General features: G+C 74.8%; 10 protein-coding genes. 4 read left to right on the top strand and 6 right to left on the bottom strand.

Annotation, left to right across the window (positions count from 1 at the left end):
* Window positions 1-184 precede the first annotated feature (184 nt).
* The 3 genes from CCL05_RS30305 to CCL05_RS30295 form a co-directional block, all read right to left on the bottom strand.
* Window positions 185-892, bottom strand: coding sequence for a response regulator (locus CCL05_RS30305; RefSeq protein WP_086563870.1), 708 nt, complete (start codon window positions 890-892; stop codon window positions 185-187).
* On the bottom strand, window positions 889-2,058 hold the full coding sequence (locus tag CCL05_RS30300) for a sensor histidine kinase (protein WP_086563869.1): 1,170 nt from the start codon (window positions 2,056-2,058) through the stop codon (window positions 889-891). Before CCL05_RS30300 ends, CCL05_RS30305 begins: the two co-directional genes overlap by 4 nt.
* Window positions 2,059-2,120: 62 nt before the next feature.
* A complete protein-coding gene (locus CCL05_RS30295; protein WP_086563868.1) occupies window positions 2,121-2,762 on the bottom strand; it encodes a MerR family transcriptional regulator in 642 nt (213 codons plus the stop codon).
* Between the two features lie 192 nt (window positions 2,763-2,954).
* On the opposite strand from CCL05_RS30295, the gene CCL05_RS30290 reads away from it, so the two are divergent.
* Complete coding sequence (locus CCL05_RS30290; RefSeq protein WP_086563884.1) at window positions 2,955-3,875, top strand: hypothetical protein; 921 nt, start codon at window positions 2,955-2,957, stop codon at window positions 3,873-3,875.
* On the top strand, window positions 3,872-4,345 hold the full coding sequence (locus CCL05_RS30285; protein WP_086563867.1) for an ABA4-like family protein: 474 nt from the start codon (window positions 3,872-3,874) through the stop codon (window positions 4,343-4,345). The genes CCL05_RS30290 and CCL05_RS30285 overlap by 4 nt, the downstream gene beginning before the upstream one ends.
* Here the strand turns inward: CCL05_RS30285 and CCL05_RS30280 are convergent.
* Both CCL05_RS30280 and CCL05_RS30275 read right to left on the bottom strand, forming a co-directional pair.
* Window positions 4,327-4,989, bottom strand: coding sequence for a response regulator (locus CCL05_RS30280; RefSeq protein ID WP_086563866.1), 663 nt, complete (start codon window positions 4,987-4,989; stop codon window positions 4,327-4,329). The two genes, CCL05_RS30285 and CCL05_RS30280, sit on opposite strands and share 19 nt — an antisense overlap.
* Before the next feature lie 13 nt (window positions 4,990-5,002).
* The gene (locus CCL05_RS30275) at window positions 5,003-6,175 is read right to left on the bottom strand and encodes a sensor histidine kinase (protein WP_244204464.1); all 1,173 of its coding nucleotides are present in this window, start codon (window positions 6,173-6,175) and stop codon (window positions 5,003-5,005) included.
* A 111-nt stretch (window positions 6,176-6,286) separates the two neighbouring features.
* Between CCL05_RS30275 and CCL05_RS30270 the strand changes: the two genes are divergently transcribed.
* Complete coding sequence (locus CCL05_RS30270) at window positions 6,287-7,060, top strand: ABC transporter ATP-binding protein (protein WP_086563864.1); 774 nt, start codon at window positions 6,287-6,289, stop codon at window positions 7,058-7,060.
* On the top strand, window positions 7,057-9,441 hold the full coding sequence (locus CCL05_RS30265) for an ABC transporter permease (RefSeq protein WP_086563863.1): 2,385 nt from the start codon (window positions 7,057-7,059) through the stop codon (window positions 9,439-9,441). Before CCL05_RS30270 ends, CCL05_RS30265 begins: the two co-directional genes overlap by 4 nt.
* 21 nt (window positions 9,442-9,462) lie before the next feature.
* Here CCL05_RS30265 and CCL05_RS30260 read toward each other — a convergent pair whose 3' ends face one another.
* Complete coding sequence (locus CCL05_RS30260) at window positions 9,463-10,899, bottom strand: hypothetical protein (protein WP_086563862.1); 1,437 nt, start codon at window positions 10,897-10,899, stop codon at window positions 9,463-9,465.
* Window positions 10,900-10,932: the final 33 nt, after the last annotated feature.

The following is a 10,932-nucleotide window of genomic DNA, read 5'->3' as shown; positions in this document are numbered from 1 at the left end:
GTGGCGGCGGCGGCCGGGAGGGCCGACGGCCCCGCCACGACTCCCGCGAGGAGCACGGCGGCCAGCAGGGAAGCGGTACGCGGCATGGTCAACTCCGTGGGTATGAGCCGTTGTCGTGGTGTGCGGCTCCATCCTCGGGACCGGCGGTGCCGGGCGGATCGCCCTCGCAGGGGGTCTCGGAGGGTCAGTTCCTCGCCGACGAGGGGGAGTGCCCGGCCCGGTCCGCTCCCCCGGGCGGGGGATCCCCGGCCGCGACGAGCCCGGTCTCGTACGCGCAGATCACGGCCTGGATCCGGTCCCGCAGGCCCAGCTTGGCCAGCACGTTGCCGACATGCGTCTTGACCGTGTGGTCGCTGACCACCAGCTCCGCGGCGATCTCGGCGTTGGACAGGCCCCGGGCGAGCAGCAGCAGCGTCTCGCGTTCCCGCCCGGTCAGCACGTCGAGGCGGGCGGCGGGCCGGGGGTTCCTCGTGGAGCGCGTGTACTGCTCCACCAGGCGCCGGGCCACGGACGGCGCGAGCAGCGCGTCGCCCCGGGCGACGACCCGGACCGCGTGCACGAGGTCGTCCCGGCGGACGTCCTTGAGCAGGAAGCCGCTCGCGCCCGCGTGCAGCGCGTCGTACACGTACTCGTCGGAGTCGAAGGTCGTGAGCATCACCGTCCGGCAGTCGCCCGCGGCGCTGATCGCCCGGCAGGCCTCGATCCCGTCCATGCGCGGCATGCGCACATCGAGCAGCGCCACGTCGGGGGCGTGCCGCCGCACCGCCTCGACGGCTTCGGCGCCGTCGCCCGCCTCCGCGACGACCTCGATGTCCGGCTGGACGTCCAGGATCAGCGCGAAGCCGCTGCGCACCAGCTCCTGGTCGTCGGCGACCACCACCCGGATCGTCACCGCCCGGCCTCCACCGCGGCCGCCACGGGAATCCGCACCCGCACCTCGAACCCCCGCCCGTCCGCTCCCCGCCCGGTCACCGCGCTCCCGCCGAGCGCCGCCGCCCGCTCCCGGATCCCGACGAGCCCGTGCCCGCCCCGGCGCCCGCCGTCCCCGGTCTGCGGCCCACGCCCGTCATCGGCCACGCACACAGTCAAGTCGTCGTCTCCGTAGGTCAGTTGTACGGTCACGGTACGGGCGCCGGCGTGCCGGACGGTATTGGTGAGGGCCTCCTGGACCACCCGGAAGACGGTCGCCGCGACCGCCCCCGGCACCGGCCGGACGGTCCCCGCGGACCGGTACACGACCTCCAGCCCACCGCCGGCCCGCACCCGGTCGCACAGACCGGGCAACTCCGCGATCCCGGGCTGCGGTTCGCGCGGGGGGACACCGTCGCTCACCCGCAGCACGCCCAGCATCCGGCGCAACTGCTCCATGGCGTCCCGCCCGGTCGCGGAGATGGCGTCGAAGGCGGCCTCGGCCCGTTCCGGCGCGGCCCGCACGGCCACCGGCCCGGCCTCCGCCTGCACGATCATCAGGCTCACGGCGTGGGAGAGGATGTCGTGCATCTCCCGTGCGATCCGGGCCCGTTCGCGCGCGGCGGCCTGCTCGGCCTCGACGCGGTGGGCCCGCTGACGGGCGTCGGTGAGCCGCCCGAGGACATAGGCGGCGGCGAACACGAAGACGGAGAAGGTCAGTTCACGGGCCGACCGGGTGTTGAGCCACGTCCCCACCGGCACGGCCACCAGCAGCACGAGCCCGGTGACGAGCCGTCCCCGCGCGGGCGACAGCGCGGCGATCGTGTAGACGACCACGAGCCCGGTGTACGGCAACGGCTGCCCGGGCCCGTCCACGGTCAGCCGGTACAGCGCGCCCGCGGCCAGCACCGCGAACAGCACGGCGACGGGGGCGCGCCGCCGCCAGACCAGGGGCACCACGCCGAGCGTGCTGAGCCCGTACGCGGCCCAGGTCGCCGGCGGCGCCCCGGCCGCCCGCGGCACGACGAACGGCATGGTCGTCGCGGCCTGGACGAGGAGCGCGACACCGATGTCGACGAGGAGCGGATTGGCCTCCGCCGACGCCCGACCGCGCTCCCACCGCTCCCGTAAGCCCCCGCGTATGTCCATAGGGCGTCCACGGTAACGGCCCCTGGCGCGGCGCACCGGGAGTCCGGAAGGCGACCGGCCGACTAGCTCGTCCCGCCCTCCGCCCCGTACCGCCTGGCCGACGCGTCGACATGGGCCAGGCGGCGCAGTGCGCTGAACACCGCCTCGCCCAGGACGGTGCCGATGACCACGCCCTCCACGATGTCCTCGACGGCGACCCGCCGGTCCACGTACGCGAGGTCGGCCCGGGCGACCTGCTCGGCGGCGTCGGCGTACGTGTCGAGGAGTTCGGCGAAGGCTCCGTGGCCGAGCCGGGTCAGGGCGGCCAGGGCTCTGGCGAGGTCGGTGGCGGCGGGGTTCGACTCATGGGTGCGCCAGCCGCGCCGGGAGATGAGGCCGGTCACGGTGGTGCGGGCCGCCGCCGCTTCGGCGTCGTCGTGGCCGTCGGCCGTGCCGCCCATGCGGTCCGCTGCCGCGCCGAGCACCTTGTGCAGCGGGCGTTCCGGGTCGTCGACGGCCGCCAGGACGTCCGCGATCTCCGCCACCTTCATGCCGCCGACGTCGAGCAGGGCGCGGATCAGCCGGAGCCGGCGTTCGTGTGTCTCGTCGTAGCTCGCCTGGTTGCGGCTGGTCAACTCGCCTGCGGGGAGCAGACCTTCGCGGACGTAGTACTTGATCGTCGGCACCGGCACCCCGGTCTTCCGGCTCAACTCTCCGATGCGCAATGCCGGTTCACCCCTCGCCCTTCACCCTGCCTGTCGTGCCGGCTCTTGCCGACTCGGCTCCCATGATAGATAGTGGGGCTATCTGATAGCGGATAGTGCCGCTATCCATTCATGATTCGTCCAGCTCAGGGGTGGGGCATGGTGTTCTTACGTACGTCCTGGCATCGGCCGCTGGTGGTGTTCGCGGCCGCGATGGCTCTCACGGCGGCCGGGTCCGCGGTGGGGCTCCTCGTCGACGACCGCGTCCTCGCGGGAGCGCCGATCTGGGCCAAGCCGTTCAAGTTCGCGGTGTCGTTCGTGGCGTACTGCCTGTCGCTCGCCTGGATGCTGTCGCTGCTGCCCGACCGGCGGCGCGTGGGCTGGTGGGCGGGGACCGTCGTCGCGCTGGCGAGCCTCGTCGAGATGGTGATCATCACCGGGCAGGTCGTCCGCGGCAAGCGCAGCCACTTCAATCACGAGACACCGTTCGACGAGGCGCTGTTCAACGCGATGGCCGTCACGGTCGTCGTCCTGTGGGCCGGCACGCTCGTCGTCGCCGTGCTGCTGCTGCGCGCCCGGATCGCCGACCGGGCGTCCGCCTGGGCGATGCGCTGCGGGATCCTGCTGGCGCTGGCCGGGGCCGCCGTCGGCTTCCTGATGACCCAGCCCGCGCCGGGGCAGCGGCGTGGTGTCTCCGAGGTGGTCGGCGCGCACAGCGTGGGCGTGCCGGACGGGGGTCCCGCGATGCCGCTGACCGGCTGGTCCACGACCGGCGGTGATCTGCGGATCCCGCACTTCTTCGGCATGCACGCGCTGCAACTCCTTCCGCTGCTCGTCATGGTGCTGACCGCCCTCGCACCGCGCTTCGCGCGCCTCGCCGACGAGCGGATCCGGCTGCGTCTCGTGCTGGTCGCCTCGGCCGCGTACGCCGCCGTCTTCGCGCTGGTCCTCTGGCAGGCGCTGCGCGGCGAGCCGCTGACCCGCCCGGACGGGGCGACGCTGGGGGCGGCCGGGCTGATTCTGGTCGCCGTCGCTCTCGGGGTGTACGGGGCCGTGCGGACGGGCCGGATGTCCCGTGCGCACGGGGCGACGGACGCGACCAGTGCTCCCGTCTCGAAGGATCTCGTGTCATGACCGGATTCCTCTTCGAGCTCTCCTTCCTCCTGGCCGCGCCCGTCTGGCTGCTCATGATCTTCGCGCCGGCGTGGCGGCCGACCGCTCGCATCGCCGGGTCACCGTTGACCGTGCTGCCGGTGCTCTTGGTGTATCTCGCGCTCGCGGTGCCGGTGTTCCCCGAGTTGTGGACCGCGGTCAGCAGTCCGGACCTCGGCACCTTCCGCGAGCTGACGGCCCTGCCGGGCGGTGCCGCTGCCGTCTGGGCGCAGGTCATCGCCTGGGATCTGCTGATCGGGCAGTGGATGTACCGGGAGGGCCGGCGGCTGGAGATCTCCGCCCTGCTGATGGGACCGCTGCTGGTTCTCACGATCCTGCTGTCGCCGTTCGGGATGCTGGTGTTCCTCGGGGTGCGTGCGGTGCGGGCCCGGCGGGCGGGGTCGAGGCCCTCCACCGGCGGGCCGGCGCCGAGTCAAGCGGCGCGCAGGTAGGCCAGTACCGCCAGGACGCGGCGGTGGTCGTCGGGGGCCGACGGGGGCAGGTCCAGTTTCTGGAGGATGCTCGCGATGTGCTTGGCGACGGCTGCGTCCGTGACGACCAGGCGGCGGGCGATCGCCGCGTTGGAGCGGCCCTCGGCCATGAGGGCGAGGACCTCGCGCTCGCGGGGCGTGAGCCGGTCCAGGGGGTCGCGGCGGCGGGCGAGGAGCTGGCGTACGACGTCCGGGTCGACGACCGTCGCCCCTGCGGCGACGCGGGTGACGGCGTCCGCGAACTCCTCGACGTCGCCGATGCGCTCCTTGAGGAGGTAACCCGTTCCGACGCTGCTGCGACGGTCGTCCAGGAGCTCGTCGGCGAAGGTCTGCTCGACGTACTGGCTCAGCACGAGGACGGCCAGCCCGGGCTGTTCGGCCTGGAGCAGGCGGGCCGTGCGCAGGCCTTCGTCCGTCTGGCCCGGTGGCATACGGACGTCGGTGATCACCAGGTCGGGGCGGTGATCCCGGGCGGCGGCGAGCAGGGCCGGGCCGTCGCCCACGGCGGCGAGCACCCGGTGGCCGAAGCGCTCCAGCAGATGGACGAGACCTTCGCGCAGGAGGACCGCGTCCTCCGCGAGCACGATGCGCAGGGACTGCCGCATCAGGTCTTTGCTCTCAGGAAGGTGGGCCGGCGCACGGGATCTCCGCTCTCAGCAGTGTGGGTCCGCCGGGCGGGCTGGACAGGAGCATTCTGCCGTCGGCGGCGGCGATCCGGTCGGCGAGGCCGACGAGGCCCGTGCCGCGAGCGGGGTCGGCGCCGCCGGAGCCGTTGTCCTCGATGTCGAGGCGCAGCACCCCGTCGTGGTGGTGGGCGGTGACGCGGCAGCGGTCGGCACCGCTGTGCCGGGCGATGTTGGTGAGGGCCTCGACGGTCACGTAGTACGCCGTCTGCTCGACGGCGGCCGGCAGCCGGCCCGGGAGGTCGAGGTCGAGGTCCGTGGGGACCGGGCAGCGTCCTGCGATGTCCCGGGCGGCGGCGGGCAGTCCGCGTTCCGTCAGGATCTGCGGGTGGATGCCCCGGATCAGTTCGCGCAGCTCGGTGAGTGCCTCCTTGGCGAGGGCGTGGGCCTCGCCGACCTGCCGCGCCGCCGCGCTGCCGGGCGGCAGGTCGAGGGTGGCCAGGCCCAGCTTCATGGTGAGGGCGACGAGCCGCTGCTGGGCGCCGTCGTGCAGGTCGCGTTCGATGCGGCGGCGTTCCGTCTCGAAGGCGTCGACGAGGCGGGCCCGGGACCGTACGACCTCGCGCAGTTCGCGGTCCTTCGGGAAGAGCACGGCCCGGCCCACCGCCGCACGGACGGCGGCCCACGCCCCGATGGGGTACGCGGCCACGGGCAGCAGCAGCGCACCCGCGACCGGGCCCGCCACGGTCTGCCAGGGCACGGCGGTGGGCTGGAAGGGCGCCAGAAGCAGGAAGCCCGGGATGCCGAGCGAGACCAGGGCCACGGCGAGGTCCAGCCAGCCGACCGCCAGGACCGATACGACGCCGTAGCCGATGGCCCGTGCACCCCCCGATGACCCCGGCTGTCCGCCGGTGTCGACCAGGGAGAGGCGACGCCGCTCCAAGGGCCCCGCGAGGGCGGCGGCGAAGACCACCACGGCCCCCGCGCAGAGCACCCTGGCGATCGTGCCGATGGGCGCGGTGAACAGCCCGCCCACACCGAGGTAGACACCGGTCGCGAACACCCCGCCGGACAGGAGGTAACCCAGGGCACGCCACGGCCAGACGGTGCGCGGGAACCCCAACGGGCCGCGGGTGAGGGCCTCCAGGACGGTTCGAGGGGTGGTCACGCGGTCGACCGTAGCCGCGCCGGGTCGCGAAGGCAGTAGTGCCAGGTGGAGTATCGGCTCTCGCCCGGGCGGCAATGTGCCGGGGGGTGCTCCCGTCGTTGCCTTGACGGCATGACCACGACGAACACCACCACGGAGCACGGCACTTCCGCCCTGCCACCCGTCCGGCTCAGGTCGCTGACCAAGCACCACGGCACCGGCGACCGCGCCGTCACCGCACTCGACGACGTCACCCTGGACTTCGCGGCCGGGACGATGACGGCCGTCATGGGCCCCTCCGGCTCCGGCAAGTCCACCCTGCTGCACTGCGCGGCGGGCATCGACCGGCCGAGCGCCGGCGAGGTGCTGATCGACGGTACGGACCTGGGCGGGCTGGACGAGAACGCGCTCACGGTGCTGCGCCGGGACCGGGTCGGCTTCGTGTTCCAGGCGTTCAACCTGGTCTCGGCGCTCACCGCCGCGCAGAACGTCGAACTGCCCCTGCGGCTGGCCGGGTCACGCCCCTCGGCGGACGAGGTGCACGCGGCCCTCGCCGCCGTCGGGCTCGCCGACCGGCACGGACACCGGCCGAGCGAGCTGTCCGGCGGTCAGCAGCAGCGCGTCGCGATCGCCCGGGCGATGATCGCCAGGCCCGCCGTCCTCTTCGCCGACGAGCCGACCGGCGCACTGGACAGCACGGCCTCGCGGGTCGTGCTGCGGCTGCTGCGGGACCTGGTGGACAGCCGCGGACAGACGGTCGTGATGGTGACGCACGACCCGGCCGCCGCGGCGTACGCGGACCGGGTGCTGCTGCTGGCCGACGGCCGGCTCGTGGACGAACTGCCGGGTGCCGAGGGCGCCGAGGCGATCGCGGCGCGGACGGCCGCCCTGGAGGTGCGGCTGTGATCAGCCTGGCGACCGCGAGGGAGCGGTGGACTTCCTTCCTGGGCTCCTTCGTGGCCGTGGTGCTGGGCGTCGCGGTCGTCACCATGAGCGCGCTGGTGCTGCTGTCGGACGGTACGGGAGTGCCGCAGCGGCTCGCGGGGGCACCGGTGCTGGTGCGGAGCCCGGCGGGGGCGCCGGCCGCCGGGGTGTTCACGGAGCACCCGCCGTGGGCGCCGCGGCGCGCCGGGGAACTGCGGCGGGAACTCGGCCGGCTGCCGGGAGTGGCCGCCGCGGTGGCCGACCGGTCCTTCTACGCGCAGGCGCCCGGCAGCGAGCAGCGCACGGGGGAGCGGCAGGGCCACCCCTGGTCGGCCGCCGCGCTCGCCGCGTACGGCCTGAGCGGGGGCAGACCGCCGACGGCAGACGGCGAGATCGTCGTGGACGACTCCCTCGGACACCGGCCGGGCGAGCCCCTCACGGTGCTGACGGCGCGCGGACCGCAGCGCTTCTCGGTCTCCGGCACGATCGACGGCCCCGGCTACTACGTCACCGACCGGCGGGCCGCCGAACTGGGGGCGGGCGGGGTACGGACCATCGGGCTCGTCCTCGAACCCGGCACCGACCCCGCCCGCGTCGCGGCCGCCGCCCGGGACGTCGTCGGCGACGACGGCGCCGTCCTGACCGGCGCCTCCCGTGACGCGCTCGCACCCGAGCAGGACGAGATGACTCGCTGGATCGGCGGGCAGGTGCTCACCGCCATGGCGCTGCTCTCCGCCTTCGTCACCGTCTTCAACGTGTCCTCGACGTTCGCGTTCGCCGTCGCCCAGCGGCGCCGCGAGTTCGGCCTGCTGCGCACGATCGGCGCCACACCGCGGCAGGTGCGGCGGCTGGTCCACGGGGAGGCCCTCGCGGTGGGCGCCGCCGGCGCCGGGGCGGGGGCGGTCGCGGGAGTCGTGCTGGCACCCTCGATGACCGGGCTGCTGATCGACGCGGGCTTCCAGCCGGCCGGTTTCGAGGTGGGCATCCGGTGGTGGGTACCGGCCGCCGCCTGGGCCCTGGGCGTGGCCGTGGCACTCGCCGGAGCGGGGGCCGCGGCCCGTCGGGCCTCCCGGGTGAAGCCGCTGGAGGCGATGCGGGAGGCCGCGGTGGACAACCGGCCGATGACCCGATGCCGCTGGGTCACCGGGCTGACGGCGACGGGCCTGGGCGCGGCCTGCTCGGCGGGTACGGCCGCCGCGGGGGCCGATGCCATGGTGTTGCTGGTCCTGGGCGCGGCCATGGGCCTGACCGCCGGACTCACCCTCCTGCTGCCGGCGTTGACCCGGCCCGTGATCGGGGCGCTGACCCGGCCGCTCGCCCGGCGCCCCGGTGCCACGGCCGTGCTCGTGCGCGAGAACATGCTCACCTCGGTGCGCCGTACGTCGGCCACGATCGCCCCGGTGCTGGCGACCGTCGCCTTCGCCGTCCTGATCACCAGCGCCGTGCAGACCACCCAGAGCGCCGACACCACCCGGCAGGCCGCGGCCGTACGGGCCGAGGCGGCCGTCGTGCCCCGGGGGACACCGGGCCTGTCGGACGCCGTGGCCGACCGGGCCGGGGGCACGGCGCTGCTGTCGACGACGGTCTACGGCGGCGAGGGCAGGGCGGCCCTGTCGGCGGCCGGGGTGACGCCCGGGTTCGAGCAGGCGTACCGGGCGCGGGCACCCCGCGGGAACACCGTCGTCGTCACCTCGGCAGTGGCGGCCGCGCACGGCTGGCGGGAGGGCCGTACTGCCACCTTCACCTTCGAGGACGGCCGCACCCGGCACCTGCGCGTGCGAGCCGTGCTGGACGACTCGATGCCGTACCAGGTGTTCCTGCCGCGCGAGCTGGTACGCGCCCACGACCCCTCGGCCCTCACGGACGTCGTGTACCGCACCACCGCCACGCCCACGCCCAACCTCGCGGGACTCGGCGCCGAACAGGTCCCGGTGGCGGCGTACGCGGCCTCGGACGACGCCGAGGAGGACTGGCTGGTGTGGCTGTTCACCCTGATCCTCGTCACCGTCACAGCGGGCTACACCATGATCGCCGTCGCCTCCACCGTGCTGACGGCGACCGCCGGCCGGGTGCGGGACCTCCGCGTCCTGCGCCTGTCCGGTGCGACACCGCGCCAGGTGCTGCTGACGCTCGCCGCGGAGACGTGCTGTGTCGTCGCCCTGGGCGCCGTCCTCGGCCTGGCGGTGGCCGGTCCCGCCCTGTTCGGCATGGCTCAGGGGCTGCGCCGGGAACTGGGGTTGCCGGTCGGGCTGTCGGTGGCCTGGCCCTGGGTCGCGGGCGTGGTGGCCGGCTGTCTGCTGCTCGCCACGGCGGCCACCGTTGTCCCGGCCCGGGCCGCGCTGCGGCGGATGCGGCGGGCGTGACGCGGCGGCCCGGGCGGCCGGTCACCGTCGGACCACCGGCCGGAACGCCTCCCGCACGCCGGACTTGGTCGTGGAGACGAACTGGTCGCCCGGCCCCAGGTCGTACATGTAGTACTCGTAGCGCAGGACGCTCGGGCAGCTGCCGCCGCCGATCTGGACCGAGCGCGGGTCGAGGCGCTTGCCGGTGCGCAGTTCGTAGACCTTCAGGGGGATCTTGACCTTGTAGAAGGTGACTTGGTGGGGCAGGTACTTCGACGTGTCGTTCTCGTAGGAGCAGGTCTGCACGGCGGCCCCGTTCTCCGCCGCGCCCGCGCAGACCACGAGCGCGGCCCTGGCCGGGTCGCCGGTGCGCCAGGAGCCGGGGAGCCTGCCGGTGTACTCGGAGTCGCCGAGGAACAGGGCGCGCGTGCCCTTGCGGTAGGGCGGGGCTCCGCTGTACTTCGCGGGCTTCGAGCAGTAGCCGGAGTCGGCGCCGTGGGTGTTGTCGACCAGGCCGCGCACATGGTCCAGTTCGATGGCGAGGGTGGCCTCGCGGACGCCGTCGCGGGCCTTGCCGGCGCGGGCGTCGTCGGGGTACGTGTCGAGGAGCCGCTGGTAGTGGGTCCGCGCCTGCTGCCAGGCGTCCTCGGTCATGAGGTGGTCGCCGCAGCCCACCAGGGCGGCGGGTTCCGTGCGTGCCGCCGGGCCGGCGGAGCGGTCCAGGACGTCGTGGGTGGGGCCGCGGTCGCGGAGCCAGGCGGTGAGGGCGGCGGTGTCGCAGGAGTCGTCGGTGGGCAGGCCGTCGAGGAAGGCGTCCAGGACCGTCCCGACGGTGCGCTCGTTGCCGGGCTCGACGAGGACGCCGGCGAGCGTGCCGAAGCCCCGCCCCAGGTCCTCCGTGCTGCCCCTGCGCGCGGCCCGGGCCAGGACGGCCGCCGCCCCGTCCAGCCGGTGGCACGCCGTCACCACCGCGTCGCCGGGTTCCACCACCGGCGCGGCCGCCAGCCGGTGGCCCCACCCCACCTCGCCCTGCGCGGCGACGGCCGCCTCGCAGTCGCCGCCCTCGCGGGCCTCGGTCACACGGTTCTCGACGCCGTACGCGTCGACGCGGAGCAGTACGGCGGTCAGCACCACCGCGAGCGCGAGCCCGAGCGTCCCCGCGCGCTGCCCGCGTCGTACGGCCCGCTCCGGGCGGCGGCGGGCCAGGAACCAGCCGTGGGCGATGCCGGCCGCCCACCACAGGAGCAGCAGGATCTCGTACCGGCTCCGGGCGGTGGAGGCGGTGAGGTCGAGGAGCACGGCCGTGCCGAGCGCGGCGGTCGCGGCCAGGCGCCACCGGCGCAGCAGCAGATAGCCGATGCCGAGCAGTGTGGCGTTGCCGAGAGCCACCGCCCACGGATCGGCGGGGGCCGCGGGCCGCGGTGGCTCGGCGGGCTCCGGCGGCGGGGGCGGACCGGGTTCGTACGCCGGGTACGTCATGCCGTGCCCACCCCCGCGGCCGGGCCGGGTACC

Source organism: Streptomyces africanus (genome assembly GCF_002150735.1).
Taxonomy (GTDB): domain Bacteria; phylum Actinomycetota; class Actinomycetes; order Streptomycetales; family Streptomycetaceae; genus Streptomyces; species Streptomyces africanus.
The sequence above is the reverse complement of the archived record's forward strand: the minus strand, read 5'-3'. Positions and strand labels throughout refer to the sequence as shown.

What these genes read in the sequence shown, in the direction of transcription:
- CCL05_RS30280 (WP_086563866.1), bottom strand. Translation starts at nt 4,989, where the DNA reads ATGCGGCAGTCCCTGCGCATCGTGCTCGCGGAGGACGCGGTCCTCCTG.
- CCL05_RS30285 (WP_086563867.1), top strand. Translation starts at nt 3,872, where the DNA reads ATGACCGGATTCCTCTTCGAGCTCTCCTTCCTCCTGGCCGCGCCCGTC.
- CCL05_RS30270 (WP_086563864.1), top strand. Translation starts at nt 6,287, where the DNA reads ATGACCACGACGAACACCACCACGGAGCACGGCACTTCCGCCCTGCCA.
- CCL05_RS30300 (WP_086563869.1), bottom strand. Translation starts at nt 2,058, where the DNA reads ATGGACATACGCGGGGGCTTACGGGAGCGGTGGGAGCGCGGTCGGGCG.
- CCL05_RS30290 (WP_086563884.1), top strand. Translation starts at nt 2,955, where the DNA reads ATGGCTCTCACGGCGGCCGGGTCCGCGGTGGGGCTCCTCGTCGACGAC.
- CCL05_RS30260 (WP_086563862.1), bottom strand. Translation starts at nt 10,899, where the DNA reads ATGACGTACCCGGCGTACGAACCCGGTCCGCCCCCGCCGCCGGAGCCC.